Origin of the sequence: Mesorhizobium sp. M0676, assembly GCF_040320535.1 — a bacterium.
In the GTDB taxonomy this organism is placed as follows: Bacteria; Pseudomonadota; Alphaproteobacteria; order Rhizobiales; family Rhizobiaceae; genus Mesorhizobium.
In genome coordinates this window covers 121,677-145,748 of sequence record NZ_JAMYPU010000011.1, presented here as the reverse complement: position 1 = coordinate 145,748, position 24,072 = coordinate 121,677, and the positions used below count along the sequence as shown (strand labels likewise).

Annotated in this window: 21 protein-coding genes and 1 pseudogene; 9 read left to right on the top strand and 13 right to left on the bottom strand. The window is 63.9% G+C overall.

Annotated elements, in window-relative coordinates:
- Window positions 1-70 precede the first annotated feature (70 nt).
- Window positions 71-2,416, bottom strand: coding sequence for a xanthine dehydrogenase family protein molybdopterin-binding subunit (locus NKI35_RS14720; RefSeq protein ID WP_352740592.1), 2,346 nt, complete (start codon window positions 2,414-2,416; stop codon window positions 71-73).
- Window positions 2,417-2,530: 114 nt separating this feature from the next.
- Entirely contained in the window at window positions 2,531-3,031 is a 501-nt protein-coding gene (locus tag NKI35_RS14715) for a (2Fe-2S)-binding protein (RefSeq protein WP_352536952.1), read from the bottom strand.
- Window positions 3,032-3,326: 295 nt separating this feature from the next.
- Between NKI35_RS14715 and NKI35_RS14710 the strand changes: the two genes are divergently transcribed.
- Window positions 3,327-4,463 (top strand): FIST N-terminal domain-containing protein, encoded by a 1,137-nt coding sequence (locus NKI35_RS14710; RefSeq protein ID WP_352740589.1) that lies wholly within the window; start codon window positions 3,327-3,329, stop codon window positions 4,461-4,463.
- A 3-nt stretch (window positions 4,464-4,466) separates the two neighbouring features.
- Window positions 4,467-5,810, top strand: coding sequence for a hybrid sensor histidine kinase/response regulator (locus NKI35_RS14705; protein WP_352740587.1), 1,344 nt, complete (start codon window positions 4,467-4,469; stop codon window positions 5,808-5,810).
- Window positions 5,811-5,933: 123 nt separating this feature from the next.
- Here the strand turns inward: NKI35_RS14705 and NKI35_RS14700 are convergent, their stop codons facing one another.
- On the bottom strand, window positions 5,934-6,617 hold the full coding sequence (locus NKI35_RS14700) for a response regulator (protein WP_352740585.1): 684 nt from the start codon (window positions 6,615-6,617) through the stop codon (window positions 5,934-5,936).
- A gap of 210 nt (window positions 6,618-6,827) precedes the next feature.
- On the opposite strand from NKI35_RS14700, the gene NKI35_RS14695 reads away from it, so the two are divergent.
- From NKI35_RS14695 to NKI35_RS14685, 3 genes are read left to right on the top strand one after another with little or no spacing between them, the layout of a single operon-like run.
- Complete coding sequence (locus tag NKI35_RS14695) at window positions 6,828-7,550, top strand: fumarylacetoacetate hydrolase family protein (RefSeq protein ID WP_352740583.1); 723 nt, start codon at window positions 6,828-6,830, stop codon at window positions 7,548-7,550.
- Window positions 7,551-7,554: 4 nt separating this feature from the next.
- Entirely contained in the window at window positions 7,555-8,205 is a 651-nt protein-coding gene (gene maiA, locus NKI35_RS14690) for a maleylacetoacetate isomerase (protein ID WP_023691062.1), read from the top strand.
- A 36-nt stretch (window positions 8,206-8,241) separates the two neighbouring features.
- Window positions 8,242-9,282, top strand: a complete 1,041-nt coding sequence (locus tag NKI35_RS14685) for a zinc-dependent alcohol dehydrogenase family protein (protein ID WP_352740580.1) — start codon at window positions 8,242-8,244, stop codon at window positions 9,280-9,282.
- 28 nt (window positions 9,283-9,310) lie between these two features.
- Here NKI35_RS14685 and NKI35_RS14680 read toward each other — a convergent pair whose 3' ends face one another.
- Window positions 9,311-10,174: a DMT family transporter gene (locus tag NKI35_RS14680; RefSeq protein ID WP_023833809.1), complete on the bottom strand. Its 864-nt coding sequence runs from the start codon at window positions 10,172-10,174 to the stop codon at window positions 9,311-9,313.
- Window positions 10,175-10,280: 106 nt separating this feature from the next.
- Here NKI35_RS14680 and NKI35_RS14675 point away from each other — a divergent pair, with 106 nt between their 5' ends.
- On the top strand, window positions 10,281-11,699 hold the full coding sequence (locus NKI35_RS14675) for an aminotransferase-like domain-containing protein (protein ID WP_023750179.1): 1,419 nt from the start codon (window positions 10,281-10,283) through the stop codon (window positions 11,697-11,699).
- 4 nt (window positions 11,700-11,703) lie between these two features.
- On the opposite strand, the pseudogene NKI35_RS14670 reads toward NKI35_RS14675, so the two are convergent.
- Window positions 11,704-12,596 (bottom strand): annotated as a pseudogene (locus tag NKI35_RS14670) (LysR family transcriptional regulator).
- 131 nt (window positions 12,597-12,727) lie between these two features.
- Here NKI35_RS14670 and NKI35_RS14665 point away from each other — a divergent pair.
- Window positions 12,728-14,200 carry an MFS transporter gene (locus tag NKI35_RS14665; protein ID WP_352740578.1) on the top strand — a complete coding sequence of 491 codons (1,473 nt, stop codon included), beginning with the start codon at window positions 12,728-12,730 and terminating at the stop codon, window positions 14,198-14,200.
- Window positions 14,201-14,215: 15 nt separating this feature from the next.
- On the opposite strand, the gene NKI35_RS14660 is transcribed toward NKI35_RS14665, so the two are convergent.
- The 3 genes from NKI35_RS14660 to NKI35_RS14650 all read right to left on the bottom strand — a co-directional run bounded on the left by NKI35_RS14660 (window position 14,216) and on the right by NKI35_RS14650 (window position 16,699).
- Window positions 14,216-14,713, bottom strand: coding sequence for a MaoC family dehydratase (locus tag NKI35_RS14660; protein WP_023681725.1), 498 nt, complete (start codon window positions 14,711-14,713; stop codon window positions 14,216-14,218).
- 160 nt (window positions 14,714-14,873) lie between these two features.
- Window positions 14,874-15,296: a phasin family protein gene (locus NKI35_RS14655; RefSeq protein WP_023701714.1), complete on the bottom strand. Its 423-nt coding sequence runs from the start codon at window positions 15,294-15,296 to the stop codon at window positions 14,874-14,876.
- A 107-nt stretch (window positions 15,297-15,403) separates the two neighbouring features.
- Window positions 15,404-16,699, bottom strand: a complete 1,296-nt coding sequence (locus tag NKI35_RS14650; RefSeq protein ID WP_352740576.1) for a DUF445 domain-containing protein — start codon at window positions 16,697-16,699, stop codon at window positions 15,404-15,406.
- 295 nt (window positions 16,700-16,994) lie between these two features.
- Between NKI35_RS14650 and rirA the strand changes: the two genes are divergently transcribed.
- Window positions 16,995-17,456, top strand: coding sequence for an iron-responsive transcriptional regulator RirA (rirA, locus tag NKI35_RS14645; protein WP_023672640.1), 462 nt, complete (start codon window positions 16,995-16,997; stop codon window positions 17,454-17,456).
- Between the two features lie 108 nt (window positions 17,457-17,564).
- Here the strand turns inward: rirA and NKI35_RS14640 are convergent, their stop codons facing one another.
- The 5 genes from NKI35_RS14640 to hemP are packed head-to-tail and all read right to left on the bottom strand — an operon-like array spanning window position 17,565 to window position 21,669.
- Window positions 17,565-18,353, bottom strand: a complete 789-nt coding sequence (locus NKI35_RS14640) for a heme ABC transporter ATP-binding protein (protein WP_023707864.1) — start codon at window positions 18,351-18,353, stop codon at window positions 17,565-17,567.
- A gap of 23 nt (window positions 18,354-18,376) precedes the next feature.
- Complete coding sequence (locus NKI35_RS14635; protein WP_352740574.1) at window positions 18,377-19,471, bottom strand: FecCD family ABC transporter permease; 1,095 nt, start codon at window positions 19,469-19,471, stop codon at window positions 18,377-18,379.
- A 4-nt stretch (window positions 19,472-19,475) separates the two neighbouring features.
- Complete coding sequence (locus NKI35_RS14630) at window positions 19,476-20,357, bottom strand: heme/hemin ABC transporter substrate-binding protein (RefSeq protein WP_352740572.1); 882 nt, start codon at window positions 20,355-20,357, stop codon at window positions 19,476-19,478.
- A gap of 10 nt (window positions 20,358-20,367) precedes the next feature.
- The gene (locus tag NKI35_RS14625) at window positions 20,368-21,426 is read right to left on the bottom strand and encodes a hemin-degrading factor (protein WP_352740570.1); all 1,059 of its coding nucleotides are present in this window, start codon (window positions 21,424-21,426) and stop codon (window positions 20,368-20,370) included.
- A 36-nt stretch (window positions 21,427-21,462) separates the two neighbouring features.
- Complete coding sequence (gene hemP / locus NKI35_RS14620) at window positions 21,463-21,669, bottom strand: hemin uptake protein HemP (RefSeq protein WP_023673860.1); 207 nt, start codon at window positions 21,667-21,669, stop codon at window positions 21,463-21,465.
- Between the two features lie 273 nt (window positions 21,670-21,942).
- Between hemP and NKI35_RS14615 the strand changes: the two genes are divergently transcribed.
- A complete protein-coding gene (locus tag NKI35_RS14615) occupies window positions 21,943-24,072 on the top strand; it encodes a TonB-dependent hemoglobin/transferrin/lactoferrin family receptor (protein WP_352740568.1) in 2,130 nt (709 codons plus the stop codon).

Here is a 24,072-nt window from a genome sequence, read left to right as displayed (position 1 = left end):
TAGGGAATAGGGAATAGGGACGCTGTCATCTCCGGTAATGCCCATTCCCTACTCACTACTCCCTACTCACTCATTTCTTCGCCCTAATCGCCGCCCACACCGTCGACGGCGAGGCCGGCATGGCGATGTCCACAATCCCCAAAGCGTCGGTGATGGCGTTGATGACCGCTGGCGGCGAGCCGATGGCGCCGGCCTCGCCACAGCCCTTGATGCCGAGCGGATTGCTCGGACACGGCGTGTTCGAGGTCGACACCTTGAATGACGGCAGGTCGTCCGCGCGGGGCATGGTGTAGTCCATGTAGCTCGCCGTCAAAAGCTGCCCGCTATCGTCATAGTGAGCGCCTTCCAGCAGCGCCTGGCCGATGCCCTGGGCGATGCCGCCATGCACCTGGCCCTCGACGATCATCGGGTTGATGATGTTGCCGAAATCGTCCGCGGCGACGAACTGGACGATCTCGGTCGTGCCGGTTTCCGGATCGATCTCGACCTCGCAGATGTAGCAGCCGGCCGGGAAAGTGAAGTTCGCCGGATCGTAGAAGGCGGTTTCCTTCAGTCCCGGCTCCATGCCTGCCGGCAGATTGTGAGCGGTGTAGGCGGCAAGCGCCACCTGGAACCAGGGCAGGCTCTTGTCGGTGCCGGCGACCTTGACCTCGCCATTCTCGATGACGATGTCGCCCTCGTCGGCTTCGAGCAGATGGGCGGCGATTTTCTTGGCCTTGGCCTCGACCTTGTCGAGCGCCTTGGCGATTGCCGACATGCCGACCGCGCCCGAGCGCGAGCCGTAGGTGCCCATACCCATCTGCACCTTGTCGGTATCTCCATGGACGATCGAGACCGAGTCCAGTGGCACGCCAAAACGCTGGTTGACGAGTTGCGCGAAGGTCGTCTCATGGCCCTGGCCATGGCTGTGCGAGCCGGTCAGCACCTCGATCGTGCCGACGGCATTGACCCGCACTTCGGCCGATTCCCACAGGCCGACGCCGGCGCCGAGCGAGCCGACCGCCGCCGACGGCGCGATGCCGCAGGCCTCGATGTAACAGCTCATGCCGATGCCGCGCAGCCTGCCTTGGTTGGCGGCGGCAGCCTTGCGTTGGGCAAAGCCGGCATAGTCGGACGCCTTTGTCGCCGCATCGAGCGAAGCGCCATAATCGCCGGCGTCATAATTCATGATGACCGGCGTCTGGTGCGGAAACTCGGTGATGAAATTGATACGCCGAAGCTCCGCCGGAGACACGCCGAGTTCGCGTGCGGCCGTCTCCATTGTCCGTTCGAGCAGATACGTGGCTTCCGGCCGCCCTGCCCCGCGATAGGCGTCGACGGGTGCCGTGTTGGTGTAGACGGTGCGCACATTGGCGTGGATCGTCGGGATGTTGTACTGGCCCGACAGCAGCGTCGCGTAGAGATAGGTCGGCACGCAAGACGAGAACAGCGACATGTAGGCGCCGAGATTGGCGATGGTGTCTACCTTGAAGCCGGTGATCCGGTTGTTCTTGTCGAACGCCATTTCGACCGTCGAGACATGGTCGCGGCCATGCGCGTCGGTGAGAAAGCTTTCGGTGCGGTCGGCAACCCATTTGACCGGCACGCCGGTCTTCTTCGACGCCCACAGGCAGACGATCTCTTCGGGATAGATGTAGATCTTCGAGCCGAAGCCGCCGCCCACATCGGGCGCAATGACGCGCAGCTTGTTTTCCGGTGCGACATTGTAGAAGGCGCTCATCACCAGCCGCGCGACATGCGGGTTCTGCGACGTCGTCCAGCAGGTAAAATGGTCCTCGGCTTTGTCGTAATGGCCAAGGGCCGCGCGCGGCTCCATGGCGTTGGGAACCAGCCGGTTGTTGACGATCTTCATGCGGGTGACATGGGCCGCCGCCTGGATCGCCGCGTCGGTCGCCTTGGCGTCGCCGATCTCCCAGTCGAAGATCAGATTGTCCTCGGCATCGGCATGGACCTGCGGCGCACCTTTTTGCAGCGCCTTGGTGGCATCGACCACCGCCTTCAATTCCTTGTAGGTGATCTCGACCGCTTCGGCCGCGTCGCGGGCCTGGCCCTTGGTTTCCGCCACCACGATGACGACCGCATCGCCGACATAGCGCACCTTGTCGACCGCCAGCGGCGACCACGCGCCCATCTTCATCGGCGAGCCGTCCTTGGAATGGATCATCCAGCCGCAGATCAGGTTGCCGATGCCGTCGGCCTTGAGCTCCTTGCCGGTCAAGACGCCGATGACGCCGGGCATCGCCTGCGCTCGTCTGACGTCGATCTTCTTGATCTGAGCATGCGCGTGCGGGCTGCGCACGAAAGCGGCATGCTTCATGCCGGGAACCACCATGTCCTCGACATAGCGGCCGGCGCCGGTGATGAAGCGTTTGTCTTCCTTGCGCACGACCCGAGCGCCGATACCTTCAATGCCCATAGGAATTCCTCCGGAATTTAAGGGAATAGGCAGTAGGGAGTTCGGCAGTAGGGAAAGAGCACGCGGTGTCGTATCGCCGTTTTGCCCTACTCCCTATTGCCTACCACCTATCCCCTAAGCTGCCTGTTTCGCCCTGCCCTTCGGCACCTTCGCCATCGTCTGCGATGCGGCGAGGATCGCCTTGACGATGTTGTGGTAGCCGGTGCAGCGGCAGATGTTGCCTTCGAGCTCGGCGCGCACCGTCGCCTCGTCGAGGCCTTCGGGATGGCGCGCGACCATGTCGGTCGCGGTCATGATCATGCCCGGCGTGCAGAAGCCGCATTGCAGCCCATGATGTTCCTTGAACGCGGCCTGCATCGGATGCAGGTCGCCGCCATTGGCAAGCCCCTCGATCGTCACCACGGTCGACCCGGAGGCCTGCACGGCCAGCATCGAACAGGACTTCACTGCCCTGCCGTCGACATGCACGACGCAGGCGCCGCATTGAGAGGTGTCACAACCGACATGCGTTCCGGTGAGACCAAGATTTTCGCGCAGGAAATGAACCAGAAGCGTTCGGTCCTCGGCAGCGCCGCTGATCCGTTTTCCGTTCACGACAAACGAAACGTCCGACATGCATCCTCCCTGGGTATGACCTTGGTAGTCATGCTGCCGATGCGGCTTTGGCGCTCGGCCATGCGCTATTGGTACACTGCACAAAGCGCAAAAAACACACGGCGCTCATTGTACTTTCGGTCATGGAGAAACGAAAATCACGGGCCTGTCCGCCCCATTGCCAAAGCGCGGATAGGGGGCAACAATGCCCTCGACGCCAGCGCGCCGAGAGACATAAAACGGGCGCGCGCAGGAAGCGTCGGAGGATATCGGGAGGAAGCCTCTGGCCAGTTCACGGACGAGCTATGCATCCGGTTTGTCGGCGCTCACCACCGACGAGCCCGACGCCGATGCATTCGCCCTGGCGGTCGCCGTCGAGGCCGCAGCCATCGATGCCGGCTTTGCCCTGCTGTTCTTCTCCCAGAGCTTGTTTGACGCGAGCGTCCTTTCGCAAGGGCTGAAGACCCACGCGCCGACGCTGGCCTACGCCGCTTGCTCGACCGCCGGCGAGATCACCCCCCAGGGCCTGGAGGAAGGCCATGTGCTGGCGCTGCTCTTTCCCTCCGCGTCGTTTTCGGCGGTCAGCACCATGGTCGACAATCTCTCCTCGTCGGGAATGGACAGGATCACTGATGAAGTCGAGGGCTTGCGGCGGTTGCTGCGCGGACGCACCGGCAGTTGCCATGCCAAAAGCACCTTCGCGCTCTGCTTCATCGACGGCCTGTCCTTTGCCGAGGAAGCTGTAACCTCGGCCATCCATTGGGGGCTGGACGACATCCCGCTGATCGGCGGTTCGGCGGGCGACGATTTGAAATTCGAAACCACCAGGCTGATTTCGAACGGCAAGGTTGCGTCCGACAGCGCCATCATTGTGCTGATATCAACCGAGATCCCGTTCCATGTCTTCAAGACCGACAATTTCATCCCAACCGACGAGAAGCTGGTGGTGACGGCATCCGATCCGGACCACCGCACCGTGCGCGAATTCAACGCCACCAACGCGGCTGAGGAATATGCAGCCTCGGTCGGCATCGTTGCGCAGAACCTGACGCCGATGAGCTTCGCTTCGCACCCGGTGGTGGTGAAAGTGGGTGGCGAATTTTACTGCCGCTCGATCCAGAAGATGCATCCCGACGGCTCGCTGTCATTCTTCTGCGCCATAGACGACGGCGTCGTGCTGTCCATCGCCCAGCCCAAGGACATGGTGGAATCCACGCGCGCCGCACTGCGCGACGTCGAGCAACGGCTCGGCGGCATCGACATGATCCTCGGCTTCGATTGCGTGCTGCGCCGGCTCGATGCGCGCAACCGCCAGGTGTTCCGCGACATTTCGGAGCTCTACCGGGTCAACAATGTCATCGGCTTCGGCACCTATGGCGAACAGTACCGCTCGATGCATCTGAACCAAACCTTCACCGGCATCGCCTTCGGCGAACGCCAGGCGGCGGAATAGCCCATGCCGCTCAGGGACATCGACGACGTCGACAGGCTGAAGAAGATCAACGCCGCTCTGGTCAGCCGCGTCGAGCGCTCGATGGACCAGCAAGGCAATGCCTTCTCGCTGTTCCAGACCGCGATTTCACTTGAAAACCGGGTGCGCATCCGCACCGAGGAACTGCACTCGACCTTGCGCCGGCTCGAACAGTCGAACATCGACCTCAGCGCCGCCAAGGAAAACGCCGAGCTGGCAAACCTGTCCAAGACCAGGTTCCTGGCCGCCGCCAGCCATGACGTGCTGCAGCCGCTGAACGCCGCCCACCTCTCGGTCTCGGCACTGGCCGAAGTGCAGACCAGCGACGAGGGCAAGAAACTCGTCCGTCAGGTCGAGCGCTCGCTGGAGACGATGGAAGACCTGTTGCGCACGCTGCTCGACATTTCCAAGCTCGACGCCGGCGTGGTCCAGCCCGACATCGGCGATGTCAATCTGGAGACGCTGTTTTCGTCGCTGCGCTCGGATTTCAAGCCGGTTGCCAAGCTGAAGGGGCTGACACTGAAATTCCGCCCGGTCAGCGCCGTGGTGCGTTCGGACCGCACGCTTTTGCGCCGCATCCTGCAGAACATCCTGTCCAATGCGCTGCGCTATACCCGCTGGGGCGGCGTGCTGGTCGGCACCAGGCATCGCGGCGACACCATCCGCATCGATGTCGCCGACACCGGCTGCGGCATTCCCGACGACCAGCGCGAGGCGGTGTTCGAGGAATTCCATCGCGGCTCCGCCATTCCGGCCGATACCGGAATTTCCGGCGGCGGGCTGGGGCTGGGCCTTGCCATCGTGCGGCGCATGGCCGCCGCGCTCGGCCACCCCGTGACGTTTTCGTCGAAAGTCGGGCGCGGCACCATCTTCCACATCGATGTGCCGGTCGGCATCGGCGCCAGCGCCGACGCCATCGCCAGCCTTGCCGAGATGGAGCGGCCGCGCGGCTACGGCCTGTTCGGCACCAAGGTGCTGCTGGTCGAAAACGACGCCGATGTGTTGCAGGCGATGACCTTCCTGCTCGAGCGCTGGCAGTGCCTGGTGCGTGCCGCGACCTCGACCGAGGATGCGCTCAGCCTGCTCGGCGACACCGACTGGGTGCCCGACATCGTCATTGCCGACCAGCATCTCGACGACGGCGACCTCGGCACCGCAACAATAGCCGAAGTGCGCGACTATCTCGGCCGCGCCGTGCCGGCGTTGATTGTCACCGCCGACGGATCGGAGGCCGTCGCCAAAGCAGCCCGCGCCGCCGGCATCGAACTGATGCGCAAGCCGCTGAAACCGGCGCAGCTAAGGGCGCTGCTGGCGCATTTGCTGGCTTGAGCCCCATACCCTCCCCTCGATGGGGAGGGTCGGCGCGCAGCGCCGGGGCGGGGTGCAGCGCCAAGCTCCCCCACCCCGCTCCGCTTCGCGGATCGACCCTCCCCACAAGGGGGAGGGTAAAGATCAAAACCCCGCCTGATCCCTGAACAACTCCGCATTGTCCAGCTTCGACACCTCGATCACCGCTTGCGTGCGGCTGTAGACGTTTAGTTTGCGCAGGATCTCCGAGACGTGCGCCTTCACCGTGGTCTCGCCGACCTGCAGCTCGTAGGCGATCTGCTTGTTGAGCAGGCCCTGGCGCAGCATCTGCAGCACCCGCAGCTGCTGCGGCGTCAGTTTCGCCAGCCGCTGCACCATGTCGGCGCGGTCGGCGCTGTCGGCGTCGGGCGGCTGTCCCTCATATGTCTCCGGCACATAGATCGCGCCTTCCATCACCGAGCGGATGGCGGCGGCGAGATCGCTCTTGCGCGCTGACTTCGGGATGAAGCCGGCCGCACCATAGGACAGTGCCTCTGAAATGATCTTCGGCTCCTCATAGCCCGAGACGACAACCACCGGCAGTCGCGGATGGCGGGTCCTGAGCTGCAGCAAGCCGTCGAAGCCATGAACGTCGGGCATGTTGAGATCGAGCAGCGCCAGATCGAACGGTTTTATCCCACCCAAGAGATCGAGCGCTTCGGCGATCGAGCGCGCCTCCACCGTGTCGACTTCCGGGTACGCCATCTGCACGGCGCTGTGCAGCGCCTCGCGAAACAACGGATGGTCGTCGATGATCAGAAACCGGGCGCGATCGTTCAATGCGGTCATGGTGTTCGTTTCAGTCCTCCCTGGGCAGGATACTCCCGCTGGTATGGGCAGCTTATTGGCAAATAGTCTATCGCCATCTTAACCCCCGGAGGCGAAGCCGACTTTATCAGACCATCAAGGCGCAGCCGATGCTTTTGCGGACGCTGATGCCTTGCTCGGCGGTTCAAATCGGTCAAATGTGCCGTCAAGATCCCAAGCAGAGACCCGCGCATGACAGACTTCGTCCTTCCCCTGCCCGCAACACCATCGGTCGCCATAGAAGGCTCGGCCGAGCGCTTTGCGGTGCGCCGCATCTTCTGCGTCGGCCGTAACTACGCCGCGCACGCCCGCGAACTCGGCAATGACGAGCGCGACCCGCCCTTCTTCTTCACCAAGCCGGCCGATGCGGTGGTCGATTCCGGCACCACGATCCCCTACCCGCCGCTGACCAAGAACCTGCACCACGAGATCGAGCTGGTCGCGGCGGTCGGCAAGGCCGGCTTCCGCATTCCTCGCGCGCAGGCGCTCGACCATGTCTGGGGCTACGGCGTCGGTATCGACCTCACCCGCCGCGACCTGCAGGACGAGGCCAAGAAAGCAGCGCGGCCCTGGGATTGGTCCAAGGCCTTCGACCGCTCGGCGCCCTGTGGTCCGCTGGTGCCGGCCGCCAAATCCGGCCATCCGCAAAAGGGCCGCATCTGGCTCGCCGTCGACGGCGCGGTGAAGCAGGATGGGGACCTCGCCGAACTGATCTGGCCGATTGCCGATATCGTTTCGATCTGCAGCAGTGCGGTTGTACTACAACCGGGCGACCTGATCTTCACCGGCACGCCGGCCGGCGTCGGCGCGGTAGCGCCGGGTCAGACGATGACCGGCGGTGTCGACGGCATCGGCACCATCGAGATCACTGTCGGCCAAGATTCGATCGGCCAAAATTCCACCGACAAGCCGTGATCCGATGAGCGACCTCGTCCTCCACAACTACTACCGCTCTTCCACCTCCTATCGCGCACGCATTGCGCTCGAGATGAAGGGCCTGACCTACGATTACGTGCCGCATCATCTGCGTCATGGCGATCATCTGGAGCCGGCTTACCTGGCGGTCAATCCGCAGGGGCTGGTGCCGGCGCTGATCCTGGGCGACGGCACGCTTTTGACGCAGTCGCTGGCGATCATCGAATATCTCGACGAGACCCATCCCGATCCGCCGCTGCTGCCGAAGGACGCGCTCGGCCGGGCGCGCGTGCGAATGCTGGCGCAGATGATCGCCTGCGACATCCACCCGGTGAACAATCTGCGCGTGCTGACCTCGCTGCGCACTTTGTTCGGCGCCGGCGACCAGGATGTCATCCACTGGTTTCGCCACTGGGTGAACGAAGGCTTCCAGCCGCTTGAAAAGATTCTGGCTTCATCGGATGAGACCGGCACATTTTGCCATGGCGACGCACCGGGCCTCGCCGACATCTGCCTGGTCGCCCAGATCGCCAGCAACGCCCGCTTCGGCGTCGACCTGACACCCTACCCCGAGATCTCCCGCATCCACGCCGCCTGCATGGCGCTGCCGGCCTTTCAGAAGGCGGCGCCGGAGAATCAGATAGATGCCGAATAGGCTCACAATGCCCGAGCAGAGCACGGAGAGTTGCCGATGAAAGCCGTCGTCTTCGAAAAATTCGGTGAGACGCCGAGAATCCTGACCGTGCCGGATCCGAAACCGGCCGCCGATGGCGTCGTCATCAAGGTCGAGGCGACGGGGCTGTGCCGCAGCGACTGGCATGGCTGGATGGGCCATGATGACGGCATCACCCTGCCGCATGTTCCCGGTCACGAACTGGCCGGCATTGTCGTAGCCGTCGGCAAGCGGGTGACCCGCTGGAAGGCCGGCGAACGCGTCACCGTGCCGTTCTGCGTCGGCTGCGGCCGCTGTTTCGAATGCACCTCCGGCAACCACCAGGTCTGCGAGCATCAAACGCAGCCAGGCTTCACCGCCTGGGGCTCGTTTGCCGAATATGTCGCCATCGAACATGCCGACACCAATCTCGTGCGGCTGCCCGAGGAGATGGAATTCGCCACCGCCGCCAGCCTCGGCTGCCGCTTCGTCACCTCGTTTCGCGCCATTGTCGACCAGGGCCGGGTGACGCCGGGCGAATGGGTGGCGGTGCATGGCTGCGGCGGCGTCGGCCTGTCGGCGATCATGATCGCCAGTTCCATGGGCGCCAATGTCATTGCCATCGACCTTACCGACGAGAAGCTGGAGTTCGCCAAAAAGATCGGCGCCGTGGCGACCATCAATGCCTCGAACACGCCGAATGTCGTCAAGGCGGTCAAGCAGATCACCAATGGCGGCGCACACATGTCGATGGACGCGCTCGGCCACCCCACGACGTCGTTCAACTCGATTTCCAATCTGCGCCGGCGTGGCCGCCATGTGCAGGTTGGCCTGATGCTGGGCGAGCATGCCCGGCCACAGGTGCCGATGGACAAGGTGATTGCCTTCGAGCTCGAAATCCTCGGCAGCCACGGCATGCAGGCCCATCGCTACCCCGCAATGATGGAAATGATCCGCACCGGCAAGCTCAAGCCCGAACTGCTGGTCGGCAAGAAGATCAGCCTTGATGAGGCGCCTGCGGCGCTGATGGCGATGGGCGGGTTCGAGGGGATTGGCATTGGGGTGGTGACGAAGTTCTAGGGCGGAGTCGCCCTCCACCACCAAACTCCTAGCGCGCAAATTTCTTCGCCCCGAACACGCAGGCCACCACGCCGAGCGTGACGACAATCATCAGCGGGCTGACCTGTTCGTGCAGCAGCGTCGCTGCCAGCGCCAGGCCGAAAAAGGGCTGCAGTAGCTGCAACTGCCCGACGGCAGCGATGCCGCCTTGGGCGAGGCCGCGGTACCAGAACACGAAGCCGATCAGCATGCTGAACAGCGAGACATAGGCGAGACCCGCCCAGGCGCCGGAGCCGACGCCGGCGAAGGACGACGGCAGCGTCGCAAAGGTCAGCACCAGCATGATCGGCAGCGAGATCGCCAGCGCCCAGCAGATCACCTGCCAGCCGCCCAGCCTGCGCGACAATGCCGCCCCCTCGGCATAGCCCAGCCCGCAGACGATGATGGCAGCCAGCATCAAGCCGTCGCCGATCGGTGATGCTGTTACGCCTTGGGAGAAGGCAAAACCGCCGACAAGCGCGCTGCCGATGCAGGAGAACAGCCAGAAGGCCGGGCGCGGACGCTCGCCACCGCGCAGCACGCCGAAGATCGCGGTGGCCAGCGGCAGCAGGCCGACGAAGATGATGGAGTGGGCGGAGGTGACGTGCTTAAGCGCCAGCGCTGTCAGCAAGGGAAAGCCGACAACCACGCCAAGCGCCACGATGACCAGCGACAGAAAATCGCTGCGCTCCGGGCGCTTCTGCCGAAAAAGCATCAGCATGGCGAGACCGAGCAGTCCGGCAATCGCGGCGCGGGCCGAGGTCAGGAATATCGGATCGAAATCGGCCACGGCCACCCGCGTTGCCGGCAGCGAGCCTGAGAAGATCAGCACGCCGACGAATCCGTTCAGCCAGCCGCTCGCGGTCTTGTCCATTCCAGGCTCCATTGCTTTCGCCCTCTATCGGGCAAGTGCCTATGGTGCAGCCAGAGACAATGCAGTACAATTCCGCAAAACTGTAATGGCTGATTGAGCAATACAGATGACTGGTCTCGTTTTGGAAGTCGACACCGCACGCACTGTTGCCCCGACCACTCTGGTCGAAACTGTCATGGCGACCATCCGCCAGCGGATTGCCGCGCGCAGCCTGACGCCGGGCGCGCGGCTGCCTTCGATCCGCGCCTTCGCCAAAGCCATGCAGGTGTCCAAGTCGACCGTGGTCGAAGCCTATGAGCGGCTCGCTGCCGAAGGCGCGATACGCTCACGGCCGGGCTCGGGTTTCTATGCCGCCGGATCGCTGGCGCCACTGTCGCTGGCCGAGATCGGCCCGCGGCTCGACCGCGCTGTCGATCCGCTTTGGGTTTCGCGCCAGTCGCTGGAAGCCGGCGACGACATGCTGAAACCCGGCTGCGGCTGGATGCCGGCCTCATGGATGCCGCAGGCGGCCTTGCGCCGGGCGCTGCGCACCGTGGCGCGCGCAGACGATGTCGACCTAGCCGATTACGGCACGCCGCTCGGCCTGCCGCCGCTCAGGCAATTGCTCGCGCGGCGCATGGCCGGCCACGGCATCGAGGTCTCGCCCGAACAGATCATGCTGACCGAATCGGGCACGCAGGCCATCGATCTTCTGTGCCGCTTCCTGATCGAACCCGGCGATACCGTGCTGGTCGACGACCCCTGCTATTTCAATTTCCACGCGCTGCTGCGCGCCCACCGCGCCAAGGTCGTCAGCGTGCCCTACACGCCATCCGGGCCTGATATCGAGCTGTTCGCCCAGGCACTGGCCGAGCACAAGCCGCGCCTCTACATCACCAATTCCGCCATCCACAACCCGACCGGCGCGATCCTGTCGCCGGTCACCGCGCACCGGCTGCTGAAGCTCGCCGACCAGTCGGACCTGACCATCGTCGAGGACGACATCTTCGCCGATTTCGAGCACAGTCCCGCGCCCCGGCTGGCGGCGTTCGACGGCCTCAACCGCGTCGTCCATATCGGCAGCTTCTCCAAGACGCTATCGGCATCGGTTCGCTGCGGCTTCATCGCGGCACCGCGCGACTGGATCGAGCAACTCACCGACCTCAAGATTGCCACCACCTTCGGCGGCGGCCGGCTGGCGGCCGAACTGGTGCTGACGCTGCTTAGGGACGGCAGCTACCGCAAGCACATGGAATTGCTGCGCGCGCGGCTTTCCCGCGCCATGGGCGAGACGGGCGTGCGCCTGAAGGCGATCGGCATCACGCCCTGGATCGACCAACCGGCCGGCTTGTTCCTGTGGTGCAGCCTGCCCGATGGCGTGGATGCGGCCGAAATCGCCCGCCGCGCGCTGGCCGACAACATCGTGCTGGCGCCCGGCAACGCATTCAGCCTGTCGGGAACCGCCAGCCGCTTCCTGCGCTTCAACGTTGCCCAGTGCCAGGACGAGCGGATTTTCAGGGTGCTCAAGGCGGCAATGGCGCGCTGAGCGCTCAGCGGGAGGCCGCGCAGACCTCCCGAACGCAATCTCGCAGCCAGCGTTGCGCCGGATCGGCATCGAGCCGTGGATGCCAGAGCATCGAGATGGTGACCTCCACCGTGGCGACCGGCAGCGGAAAGCTGACCATGCCGGCGCGTGCGCCTTGCGTGTGCCGTTCGGGCACGCTGGCAATAAGGTCCGAAGCGCGCGCCATGGCGAGTGCAGCCGAAAAGCCGGAGACCATGCACATGACGGTTCGCTGCAGGCCGAGCAGCGCCAAAGTCTGATCGATCGGCCCTCTTTCCCGACCCCGCCGTGAAACGCTGATGTGGCGGCCGGCCGCGTAGCGTTCAGGCGTTACCGCGCCTTCACTCAAAGGGTGGCCGGCTCGCACAGCACCGACGAAGCGGTCGCGAAACAGCGCCTGTGTCAGCACTTCAGGTCCGGCCTCGCCGGCAACGCCGATTTCGAGGTCGATGTCCGCGTCGCGTAGCGAGGCGACATCCTTGTCGGATTTGGGCCCAAAGCGCAGCCGCGCGCCCGGCGCCTCGGCCTGGATGCGGGCGACAAGACGCGGCCCGAATTCCTCGACGAACCCTTCATTGGTGCGCAGCGTGAAGATCTGTTCCAGCTTTGCGAGATCGAGAGGCCTGGCAGGGCGCAGCAACGTTTCTGCTTCCTGGACGACATGGCCGGCCTGCTGCCGCAATGCCTCCGCGCGCGGCGTCGGGACCAGGCCGCGGCCGGCGCGGACCAGCAGCGGATCGCCGGTCGCTTCCCGCAGCCGCGCCAGCGTGCGGCTCATCGCCGAAGGGCTGAGCCGCAGCCGGGTTGCCGCGCGCGCCACGCTGCATCGGCGAGCAAAACGTCGAGCGCGAACAGCAGATTGAGATCGGGCGATGCCATCGGCGGATTGTAGCACATGCCATGGCGTTTGGCGCACGAATAAGATGCAAATGATGCGCCTTCCGCCATTCCATCCTGACGACTAGATCTCCGACAGGTCCGGTTGCGGGACTGACAAGGAGGAAATCGCCATGGCAACTGCCGAGCAGAACGAGTGCGCATCGGCGCCGCAGAAAACCCGGTCCGCAGGCCTGGCCCACTCTCCTGTCTTGGCATTGGCCAGCCTGTCGCTCGCCACGCTGCTGTCGTCGCTTGGAACCAGCATTGCCAGCGTCGGACTGCCTTCCCTCATGCAGGCGTTCGGTGCGCCGTTCCAGTCCGTGCAATGGGTGGTTCTCGCCTATCTGCTCGCCATCACGGCCCTGATCGTCAGCGCCGGCCGGCTGGCCGATATGGTCGGCCGCCGGCCGTTGCTGCTCGGCGGCATCGCGCTGTTCACACTGGCCTCGGTGCTCTGCGGCCTGGCGCCGACGCTCTGGCTGCTGATTGCGGCGCGCGCCGTGCAAGGGCTGGGTGCCGCGCTGATGATGGCGTTGACGCTGGCCTTTGTCGCGGAGACCGTGACCAAGGAGAGAACCGGCAGCGCCATGGGCCTGCTCGGCGCCATGTCGGCAATCGGCACGACGCTCGGCCCCTCGCTTGGCGGCTTGCTGATCGCCGGCTTCGGCTGGCGGGCGATCTTCCTCGTCAATGTGCCGCTCGGCCTCCTGACCTTTGCCCTCGCCTCGCTGGCCCTGCCTGCCCGCGACAAGACTGCGGAAGCAGCTCAAAACAGCTTCGATGCGATCGGGACGGTCTTGCTGGCCCTGACGCTGGCCGCCTATGCATTGGCCATGACGCTCGGCCGCGGCCATTTCGGCGCCCTCAACATCGGCCTCCTGGTGGCCGCCGGCATCGGCGTCGTTCTGTTCGGCGTTGCGCAGACGAAGGCGAAAAGTCCCTTGATCCGGCTTGCCCGGTTGTACGACATCCGGCTCAGCGCCAGCCTCGCCGCGAACCTCGTTGTCGCCACCGTGATGATGGCGACCCTGGTGGTCGCTCCGTTCTATTTGTCGCGAGGGCTGGGGCTCAATGCTGCGATGGTCGGCGTGGTCCTGTCGACAGGTCCGCTGGTCTCCGCGCTCTCGGCGCTTATCGCCGGCCGCCTCACCGATCGCTTCGGTACCAACAGGATGATGATCGCCGGACTGTTCGGCCTGGTCAACGGCACCTTGCTTTTGTCGCTCGCCGCAACAAAACTCGGCATTGTCAGCTATATCGTGCCGATCGCCGTCACCTGCTTCGGGTACGCCCTGTTCCAGACATCCAACAATGCCGCCGTCATGAGCGGTGTCGCTGCCGGCGAGCGCGGCGTGGTGTCCGGCCTGCTCAATCTGTCGCGCAATCTCGGCCTGATCACCGGCGCATCGCTTATGGGCGCCATTTTTGCGGCTGCCTCGACGGGAGAACGGCAAAGCCAGGACATGCTGACCTCAGCGGCAGCCGCGCACGGCATGCAGGTTACCTTTCAGACGGCAACGGTCCTGGCGGTGGCTGCGCTGTTGCTGGCACTGCTCTCGACCCGCGCCGGCGGCAGGCTGTCGGTGCGGCAACAGCCATCATGACCGAAGATAGGGAGCTTACGCTCCCGCCCGCTTGCGCCGCTCATAAAGCATGACCAGCGTTTCGGCGGTCAGCGCCGGCCTCTGTTCGCCCTCGATCTCGACCGTATTGGCGGCCTTCATCAGATACTGGCCCGGCCCCTTGTCCTCCACCGACAACAGCGTCGTGCGCAGCCGGATGCGTGCGCCGACCCTGACGGGCGCCAGGAACCGCACCTTGTCGAAGCCGTAATTGAAGGCGGCTTGCGTGTTTTCGGGTACGATGCCCATGCCCAGCGCCAGCGCGCCGATGATCGACAGCGTCAGATAGCCATGCGCGATCGTTGTGCGAAATGGGCTCTGCCGCTTCGCCCGCTCCGGATCGACGTGGATCCACTGATGGTCGCCTGTGCATTCGGCAAACTGGTTGATGCGGTTCTGGTCGACGGTCGTCCATTCCGACACGCCGAGCTCCTGCCCGGCCATCGCCCTTAACTGCTCGAAGGTCGGCGGCGTTTTCGGCCGTAGTTCCGTCATTCCTGCTTTCCCGGTGGCTCCCAGTGCCTCGGACCACGAACGGACGGCTCCTGTCAATTCGCCCGTTGCGATTCCGTTCCGCCATTTTCCGCCAAACAGCGTCCCTCGTCCATGCTCATGCGCCGCAACCGGCCCACTCCTCTCATGGTTGCGTTGAGAGTCACTTCTTGTCATAGCCCGAGCGGATTTCCTCCATCGCTTCCTTGATGCGGCTGCGCAGGATTTCGACCGATTCGGTGCCGGATTTCTTGACCAGCTCGGCCACTTCGCCGGCATTCTTCAGGGCGGCTTCGAAGGATTTCCTGGCGAACTCCGCCTGTTTTGTCATCAGTTCCTGGGGATTGCCCGGCGCCTTGTAGCTCTGCGCCATGTCGCTGACTTCACGCAGCGTGTCCTGCAGCATCTCGCGCTGTCTGGACAACAATGAGGTCGCGCCGGCAGCTCCCGCCCGCGCCGATCTTTCCAGCGCCTCGAGGTTCTTGCGGTGATGCGCAAGGATCGCCTCGACATTCGGCACCTTCAGGTCACGGCCGAACCGGCTGAACATGTCCAGGAACGAATCGGAGTCGGGTTGTTTGGCCATTGCTCGTGCTCCCCAGTGTCGCAAATGCTGAACCCTGTTCTGGACAATAGCACTCGCGCGCCGCGTGTCCATTCGGACGCCCAAGCAATTCAGCGGCAAATGCAGCATCAGCCAGCGAGAAACAGCCTCTCCGCCGTGTAGAGCACGATACCCGCCAATCCGCCGATAATCATGCCATTGAAGCGGATATATTGCAGGTCCCTGCCGATGTTCATCTCGATCAGCCTCGTCAGCTGGGCAAGGTCCCAGCGCTTCACCTGGTCGGAGATGAACGTCGACACACCGCTCTTCTGGCTCTCGACGAATGACGACAGCGCCACGACAAAGCCCTGGTTCATGTCGGCCCTGATCTGCGGATCGCCTGAGAGATGGCGGCCGACCTCGACGAACATGTTGGCGAGATGCGCGCGAACAATCGAATTCTCCGCCTTGGCGTCCTGTTCGATGAACACGCTGAGGCTCTGCCACATGTCGCCGGCGAGCGACTTCACTTCCGGCCGCGCCAGGAAATCGCGCTTCAGCTTCTCGGCCCGTTTGGCGTATTGCTTCGAGGTTCTGAGCCGCTCGATGAAGCTGTGCGCGAAACGGTCGAATTCGGCGCGCATCGGATGGTCGGGGTCGGCGCGCACCTCGTCAAGCAGCGAACCGGCGGAAGCGACGATCTTCTTCAGCAGATAGGCGTCGGCTCTGAACAGGTTGAACAGCGACGGCAATTCCTCGCGGATTTTCTCGCGCATGGTCGCCAGCGCCTCTTCATCGTTCAGGAACCGGCCGATCACCCTGGTCAATTCGTCGAAGAGTTTCTGGTGGCGGCGGTCGTCGGTCAGTGCCGACAGCAATTCGGCCGCGAGCGGCGCCAGCGGCACCTTGTCGATCTGCTCAAGCATGCGGCTGGTGACGAAGCCGCGCAGGCCGGATTGCTCGATCGCCGCAAGCGTCTGCGGGACCAGCCGTACGACGAAGCGCGACAGGCCGGCAGAGCGTTCGGCGTCAGTCAGCCAGTCGGCGACCAGTGCTGCAAAATCGACCTCGGCCAGCTTTTCCCGCACCGGCTCCGGCGCCAGAAAATTGACCTCGATGAAGCGGCCCAGATTATCGGCGATGCGGTTCTGGTTCGCTGGGATGATGGCGGTGTGCGGGATCGGCAGGCCCAGCGGCCGCTTGAACAGCGCCACCACCGCGTACCAGTCGGCCAGGCCGCCAATGGTCGCCGCCTCGGCGAAGGCCGCCACGAAGCCCAGCCACGGATACTTAGCCTCGAACGATTTGGCCACGGCAAAAACCACGACGCAAAGCACCAGCGCAGCCGTGGCGAGGAACTTTGTCCGCCGCAACGCGAAAAGCTTGGCGCCCGTCTCGGCATCAAAACCGCCAGGCGCCAGGGACGAAGCCGATTGGGACATGATACGCCGCTCCTCATCGATCTCTTGGCTATCTGGCATGGGCTATTTAGGGGGTGTTTGGGCCCGTAGCATGATCGGATGGGCCGATTTCGTCCGGGAATTGCCGGTTTCGCACGCAAAGTTGACAAGAATGTTCATCTATCATGCAATCCCAGTCTGGAATTGTTCCAAGGTATAGGCCATATTCCGATCAGGCCAGTGTGGGCGAATCCGAAACTCCGGGTGAGAAAGCCGCACCAGCACAATCTAAAATCTGGTGCAGTTCCAGCGCGCCAGCACTCGGGTGAGGAATTAAATGCGGCTGACGCGCCAGACCAACTACGCCATGCGCATCCTGATGTATTGCGCCGCCAACAACGATCGCCTGAGCCGCATCCCCGAGATTGCGGCCGCCTATTCGGTGTCGGAGCTTTTCCTGTTCAAGATCCTGCAGCCGCTGGTCGAGCATGGCCTGGTCGAGACGGTGCGCGGCAGGAATGGCGGCGTGAGGATCGGCCGCCCCGCCGAGCAGATCAGCCTGTTCGACGTCGTACGGGTGACCGAAGAGAGCTTCGCCATGGCCGAGTGCTTCGAAAACGACGCCGCCGAATGCCCGCTGGTCGACAGCTGCCAGCTGAATTCGGCGCTGCGCGAGGCGCTCAACGCCTTCTTTGCCGTACTCTCCCGCTACACCATCGCCGATATGGTGGCGGCGCGCCCGAATGTGCGTCATTTGCTCGGCATCGACATGCTGGTCCAGCGAGCACCGGCCGCCTGAGTTTTCTAGTGCATGTCGCTCAAAAGTGGCCCCGGTTTTGAGACAACGACATGCATAAAGACAAAGACCTAAAGCGCGTCGCCTGAGTTCGTTCAAACGCGACGCGCTTTAGGCGGCTGACTGCGGCAAGACAAACGGCATGTTCGCCGCCGGCAACACACCGACCCTTAGCCGACAATCGAACACCTTTTCGATCAGATCGTCGCTCAGCACCTCCTGCGGTGAACCGTCGGCGGCGAGCCGGCCGCGATGCATCACGAAAATCCGGTCGGCATACATGGCCGTCAGATTGAGGTCGTGCAGGATGGCGATCACACCGCCGCCGCGCCGGGCGAAATCGCGGGCGATGTTCATGATGATCAGCTGGTGCTTGATATCAAGGCTGGAGACCGGCTCGTCGAGATAGAGATAGCGCGGCTTGCCGTCCAGCACCGGCGCCCAGACCTGGCACAGCACGCGCGCCAGCTGCACACGCTGTTGTTCGCCGCCCGAAAGCTCCTGATAGAAGCGGCCGGCAAAGCCGTCGAGGTCGACCCGCGCCAGCGCCCGCTCGGGCAGACGATCATCTTCGCCCGGCAGAACGCCGGAACGGCCGCCGATAAGGCCGAGCCTGACCACTTCGTGCACCGTGAAGGGAAAGGACAGCGTCGCGGCCTGCGGCAGCACGGCACGCACGGTGGCGGCCTCCACCGGCCTCATCGCCGTGAGATCGCGCCCGTTGACGGCCACTGTCCCCACAAACGCCAGATCGCCCGACAACGCCTTCAAAAACGTCGTCTTGCCCGAGCCGTTGGGTCCGACGACTGCCGCAATTTCGCCCGGCCGCGCGACGAAATCGACATTGGCAACAATGCGCTTGCCGCCGATCGCTACCGAGACATCGCGTGCTTCGATCATGCCGGCCTCATAGGTTTCAAATCTCACAAGTCGATTACGCCGCGCTTGCGCAGCAGGATCCAGAGGAAGAACGGTGCGCCGGCGATCGCGGTGACGATGCCGATCGGCAGTTCGGCCGGGGCCACGACCACGCGGGCAACGGCATCGGCGATCAGCAGCATCGAGGCGCCGAGCAGCGCCGATGCCGGCAAGAGATAGCGATTGTCCGGACCGATCAGCAGCCGCAGCAGATGCGGCACGACGATGCCGACAAAACCGATGCCTCCGCTGACTGCGACAGAGGCGCCGACCGCTGCCGAGACGCCGACTATCGCGGTGTATTTCAGGCGCTGTACCGGGATGCCGAGATGTCCGGCCGTCGCCTCGCCGAGCGCCAGGGCGTTGAGGCCTTTGGCCAGGAACGGCATTGCCGCAAGCGCCAGGATGATGATCGGACCGACGGAAGCGATCTTCGGCCAGGTCGCGCCGCCCAGCGAGCCCAGTTGCCAGAACGTCAGGTCGCGCAACTGCCGGTCGTCGGCCATGAAAATCAGGATACCGGTCAGCGCCATAGCAAGGGCTGCCAGCGCAATGCCGGCAAGCAGCATGGTGGCGACCGAGGTCTGTCCCTGCCGCGTGGCGACACGGTAGAGCACCAGCGTCACCGCAAAGCCACCGCAAAAGGCGGCCAACGGCAAGGCCAAACTGCCGAGCGCCAGAGTGAGCGGCGCCAGCCACGTCGTGCCGAGCACGATGACGGCGACCGCGCCGAGGCTGGAACCGGCTGAAACGCCGATCAGGCCGGGATCGGCGAGCGGATTGCGAAACAGGCCTTGCATGACCGCACCCGATACGGCCAGTGCCGCCCCGATGAGCACACCGAGCAGTACGCGCGGCATGCGGATATCGTAGACGATCAACCGGTCGCGGGCACCAAGCGCGGCGTCGTCCGGCATGGCGCCGGTCAGCCAGTCACGAATGACACCAACGGCCGATGCATCGGAAGCGCCCGACCTCAGCGACAGGAACATCGAAAGGGCAAGCGCCACACACAGGAGCACAATAACCAGGCGAGCGCGCCCGGAGCGATCGCCCTCGGCCACCTTGCCCGCCGCGCCGGCGATCGACTGATCCACCATCGGCTCAGTCCGTGACCTGGCTGCCATAGAGCGAGACTGCGAGATGGTGGATGGCATCGGCCGTGCGCGGCCCGAAGCCGAGCAGATAGCTGCCATCCATCAGGATCAGTTTGCGGCCTTCACCCGCCGGCGTCGAGGTGATCGACGGGATGGCGAAAAGCTCGGCCTCCGCAATCGGCGGTCCGGCATTCTTCATGGCCAGGATCACGTCCGGCCTGGCGGTTACGATGGCCTCGTCGGACATCTGCTTGTAGCCGGAAAAACCTTCGACGGCGTTGACCGCACCGGCGAGCTTGATGATGCCATCACCGGCGGTGTCGGTGCCGGCGGCCAGGATCTTGCCGCCCTGGATCGACAGCACGAACAGGATGCGCTTGCGCTGCTTGATCGACGCCGTCTGCTTCTCGGCCGCCTTCAGCTTGGCGTCGGTCTCAGCCACCAGCGTCTCGGCCTTGGCGTCGACGCCAAGCGCCTTGCCGACGATGCGGATCTTTTCCAGGATGCCGTCATGGCTGTAATGCTCGGGCACGTCGATGAACGGAACGCTCGACTTTTTCAGCACATCGACCGCTTCCTTCGGCCCACTGCCATGCAGCGCCAGAATGCCCGAAGGATTGACCGACAACACGCCTTCCGGCGACAGCTGGCGCATATAGCCGACGTCGGGCAGCGCGACCGCGGCGGCGGGGTAGCGGCTGGTCAAATCGCGGGCGACGAGATGACCTTCCTCGCCAAGCGCGTAGACGATCTCGGTGATCGAACCGCCGATCGCCACGATCCGCGACGTGTCGGCCAACACGGCCACGTTCTCGCTGGCCGGCACTGGGGCGGCAATAAACAGCGACAGGCCCATGGCCGCGGCAAGCGTCCTGAACAGTGAAATCATCGTCGTTTCCTCAGGCTGCGGTCGGGCTTGGAATGCGCGGCAGGTTCTCGGCAAGGAACCGCCAGTCGTCGCGCTCGCCCTCGCCTTCATGGCGCTTGCCGAAGAACTGGATGATCATCTTGCCGTCGGCGCCATAGGCTTCGAGCGAGGTGACATGACCGTCCTTGGTCGGTTTGCGCACCGCCCACACCTCCTGGATGTGGTCGGTGCGCAGATGCAGGTGGAACGTCTCGTCCATCACGTTGATCCACGGCCCCATCGGCCTGATCGACTTGACGGGACCGGAATGGATCTGGATGCAGCCTCGGTTTCCGACAAAACACATGATCGGCATGCCGTCGGCGGCGGCATGGTGGAACATGGCGCCGATGGCGTCATTGTCGAGCAGCCAGGCATAGTCCTGGCCGACCATGCGCACGGCCTGGCGGCGGGTGAGCTTCAGCGTTTTCAACATGCCAAAGAACTGATGCACGTCGGTCAGCCGGCTCCAGCGGTCGCGCAGATCATCGATGTCTGCGGCAATGCCCGACGTCTCCGCGTCGTCGTCGGCCAGGCCTGCGATAGACACGGTCGCCTCCTGGTTCGGCGATTCGAGTGCGGCCACGAGCTTCTGGTAGGCATAGAGATTGGAAGCCGGCCGCAGATGCACCTTGTGCACCGCATCGCCGGCCGCGTCGAAGAATTGCAGGCTGCGGCGGATGTCGCCGCCGTCGCGCTTTTCCACGGCAAAGCCATGCGCCCAGACTTTGGGAAAAATGCGCAGGTCGATGTTTTCGCCCAGCACCATGGCGTTGTGCGTGCCTGTGACAACCTTGTCGTAGACGCCGATCTTCTCGTGCACCGCGCTTTCGTTGCGGGTCAGCGCCATCACTTCGCCGACGGCGTCGAGGCCGGTCAGAAGATCGTTGACCCTGGGCTCGACGCGCACGACGCCGTCGCCGCAATGCGCGGCCACCAGCTCGGCCTCGGAAATACCGAGCTCGGCGGCAAGATCGCGCTCGCGCGCTTTCGGATTGTCTGCCCGCGCCCGCCGGATTTCATGCGGGGCGGGTTTTGCGCGCTGGTCCATGTCCTGCTTACCTGTCTGCCGTGTTTGGTCGTTTCGTCACTTGTTGAGGATGAGCTTGCCCTGGCGGGTGATCTTCAGCCGATAGAGCGCGCCATGGTGCTCGATGCCGATCTCGTGCTCGCCCTGGAACAGCGTGTTGGAGGACAGCGTCCGCACCGCCAGCGGCACCCGGTCGAAGCGGGTCGGCGTCTCCTCGGAACGGCGGACGCGGTAACGAAAGTCGTTGGGATTGTGGGTGTTCATCTCTTTCGATCCCTTTCCTGTGCCGGGCAACTGGCTAGGCGTTGCAAAAATGCCGATTCATTTCTTGACTCGAATAATCATGTTTATTAGTCAGTGCAATACCGGACGAAATGAGTCAACATTTAAGACGCCGGACAGAATGAAAAATGCCAGCGAGCACCAAGCCAGCCAGCATCGAACCTGGAATTTTGGAGTTGGGGCATGGGCTTGGGAAATTGTGGACGACTGGGTCTGGCGAACGCCGATCCGGTGCATCGGCCTATGGCAAAGGCAATGGCAGCCTTGCTGGCTGGGGCAGCGACGATCGCGCTGCTGACATCGCCGGCCAGCGCTCAGCCGGCCGCTGACCAGGCCGACCAGACCAGGAAAACCGAGGACACCAAGCCGGCGCCCGCCGGCGCGACCCTGCTGGACAAGATCCTCGTCATCAGCCGCACCGGCAAGACGGCAATCGAATCGCTGGCCTCAGCCAGCCATGTCGACCAGGAACAGCTCGACCGCCGCATGGCGACGACGCCGAACGAAATGCTGCTCGGTGTGCCTGGTGTCGCCGTGCAGGCCGATGCGCGACGCGTCAGCTCCAGCATCAACATCCGCGGCCTGCAGGATTTCGGTCGCGTCGCCGTCATCATCGACGGTGCCAGGCAGAATTTCCAGCGCTCAGACCACGGCACGCAGTCGACCTTCTATGTCGATCCCGAGCTCATCAAATCCGTTGACGTCATTCGCGGACCGACCGCCAACACCTACGGCTCCGGCGCCATTGGCGGCGTCGTCTTCTTCGACACCAAGGATGCGGTGGATTTCCTCAGACCGGGCGAAACCTGGGCCGGCTCCGTCACCGGGCGCTATGAAAGCAACGGCAAGGGCTGGACCGCCAGCGCCAGCGGCGCCTACAAATTCAACGACGATTTGGATGTGCTGGGCAACATCGTCTACCGCGACTACGGCGACTACAAGAATGGCAGCGGCGACACCGTCGCCGGCACCGGCTTCGACCTGCTGAGCGGCCTGCTCAAGACCACAATCCGCCCCAGCGAAGACAGCGAATTGAAGCTCGGCTGGGTCGGCTCGAGCGACGGCTGGACGGAAACCAGCGGCGGCGTGCCGGCCAACGACGTCGACCTGAAGTCGAACACCTTCACCGCCCGCTACAACATCACTGACGACGCCAGGAGCTGGCTCGATCTCCACATCAACGCCTCCTACAACAAGACCAATCTCGACCTCACCACGCTGGTCCCGCAGAACCGCTTCGATCCGTCGACCGGCCTTCCCGTGCTGCTGCCCGTCGGTTCGACCTCGATCTTCGACGTTGGCACGGCCGGCGTCGACATCTGGAACACGTCGCGCTTCGAAACAGCCGGTGTTGCGCACGAATTGACCTATGGCGGCGACTGGGTGGGTGACGATGTCGAGACCGGCGGCACCGCCGGCGGCGACAGCTTCTACACCCCATCGGGCAAGCGTAGTGTTTCGGGCGCCTACATCCAGGACAAGCTCACCTGGGACTGGCTCGAGGTCATTGCCGGGCTGCGTTACGACAATTACAGCCTCGAAGACAGCACCCACGAAACGTCAGGTGATCGTCTGTCGCCGCGCATCACCGTTGGTGTCACGCCTTTCGAAAGCGCCAGCCTGGCGGGCCTGCAGTTCTATGGCACCTACGCGGAAGGCTACCGCTCGCCGTCGCTGACCGAAACGCTGATCAGCGGCAACCATCCGGCAGGCGTCACCTTCCCGTTCCTGCCCAACCCAAACCTGCGGCCTGAAACCGGCAAGACCACCGAGTTCGGCGTCAACTACAAGCTGAACGACCTCATCGAGGCCGGCGACGCGTTCCGGCTCAAGGCCGCCTACTTCCACAACGATGTCGACGACTACATCGAAGGCGTCACACTGTCTGCATTCGACCCGACCAGCGGCTGCCCGTTCGGCCCCGGCATTCCGATCTGCTTCCAGTACCAGAACGTCGCCCAGGCCAAGATAAACGGCTTCGAACTGGAAAGCGTCTACGATGCCGCCTGGGGTTATGCCGGGCTCTCCGCCTCGATCACCAACGGCCACACCATCTCCGATGAAGGTGAGCGCGCCGACCTTGCCACCATCCCGTCCTCGCAGGTCACCGGGCAGCTCGGCTTCCGCTTCCTTCAGGACAAGCTGACCGTCGGCGGCGAGGTGCAGTACAACGGCAAGCCGAAGGGCAACCCGGTGGCCAAGGACTATACGCTGGTCAACGCCTTCGCCAGTTACCAGGCCACCGACAATCTGAAGGTGGACTTCCGCGCCGACAATTTGTTCGACGTCAAATACACCAACCCGCTGAACGGCGGCACCACCGCCGTCATCTATGAACCCGGCATGACGCTGAAGCTGGCCGCAACCATGCGCTTTGGAGGCTGA

What these genes read in the sequence shown, in the direction of transcription:
- NKI35_RS14720 (WP_352740592.1), bottom strand. Translation starts at nt 2,416, where the DNA reads ATGGGCATTGAAGGTATCGGCGCTCGGGTCGTGCGCAAGGAAGACAAA.
- NKI35_RS14715 (WP_352536952.1), bottom strand. Translation starts at nt 3,031, where the DNA reads ATGTCGGACGTTTCGTTTGTCGTGAACGGAAAACGGATCAGCGGCGCT.
- NKI35_RS14705 (WP_352740587.1), top strand. Translation starts at nt 4,467, where the DNA reads ATGCCGCTCAGGGACATCGACGACGTCGACAGGCTGAAGAAGATCAAC.
- NKI35_RS14700 (WP_352740585.1), bottom strand. Translation starts at nt 6,617, where the DNA reads ATGACCGCATTGAACGATCGCGCCCGGTTTCTGATCATCGACGACCAT.
- NKI35_RS14695 (WP_352740583.1), top strand. Translation starts at nt 6,828, where the DNA reads ATGACAGACTTCGTCCTTCCCCTGCCCGCAACACCATCGGTCGCCATA.
- maiA (WP_023691062.1), top strand. Translation starts at nt 7,555, where the DNA reads ATGAGCGACCTCGTCCTCCACAACTACTACCGCTCTTCCACCTCCTAT.
- NKI35_RS14685 (WP_352740580.1), top strand. Translation starts at nt 8,242, where the DNA reads ATGAAAGCCGTCGTCTTCGAAAAATTCGGTGAGACGCCGAGAATCCTG.
- NKI35_RS14680 (WP_023833809.1), bottom strand. Translation starts at nt 10,174, where the DNA reads ATGGACAAGACCGCGAGCGGCTGGCTGAACGGATTCGTCGGCGTGCTG.
- NKI35_RS14675 (WP_023750179.1), top strand. Translation starts at nt 10,281, where the DNA reads ATGACTGGTCTCGTTTTGGAAGTCGACACCGCACGCACTGTTGCCCCG.
- NKI35_RS14665 (WP_352740578.1), top strand. Translation starts at nt 12,728, where the DNA reads ATGGCAACTGCCGAGCAGAACGAGTGCGCATCGGCGCCGCAGAAAACC.
- NKI35_RS14660 (WP_023681725.1), bottom strand. Translation starts at nt 14,713, where the DNA reads ATGACGGAACTACGGCCGAAAACGCCGCCGACCTTCGAGCAGTTAAGG.
- NKI35_RS14655 (WP_023701714.1), bottom strand. Translation starts at nt 15,296, where the DNA reads ATGGCCAAACAACCCGACTCCGATTCGTTCCTGGACATGTTCAGCCGG.
- NKI35_RS14650 (WP_352740576.1), bottom strand. Translation starts at nt 16,699, where the DNA reads ATGTCCCAATCGGCTTCGTCCCTGGCGCCTGGCGGTTTTGATGCCGAG.
- rirA (WP_023672640.1), top strand. Translation starts at nt 16,995, where the DNA reads ATGCGGCTGACGCGCCAGACCAACTACGCCATGCGCATCCTGATGTAT.
- NKI35_RS14640 (WP_023707864.1), bottom strand. Translation starts at nt 18,353, where the DNA reads ATGATCGAAGCACGCGATGTCTCGGTAGCGATCGGCGGCAAGCGCATT.
- NKI35_RS14635 (WP_352740574.1), bottom strand. Translation starts at nt 19,471, where the DNA reads ATGGTGGATCAGTCGATCGCCGGCGCGGCGGGCAAGGTGGCCGAGGGC.
- NKI35_RS14630 (WP_352740572.1), bottom strand. Translation starts at nt 20,357, where the DNA reads ATGATTTCACTGTTCAGGACGCTTGCCGCGGCCATGGGCCTGTCGCTG.
- NKI35_RS14625 (WP_352740570.1), bottom strand. Translation starts at nt 21,426, where the DNA reads ATGGACCAGCGCGCAAAACCCGCCCCGCATGAAATCCGGCGGGCGCGG.
- hemP (WP_023673860.1), bottom strand. Translation starts at nt 21,669, where the DNA reads ATGAACACCCACAATCCCAACGACTTTCGTTACCGCGTCCGCCGTTCC.
- NKI35_RS14615 (WP_352740568.1), top strand. Translation starts at nt 21,943, where the DNA reads ATGGCAGCCTTGCTGGCTGGGGCAGCGACGATCGCGCTGCTGACATCG.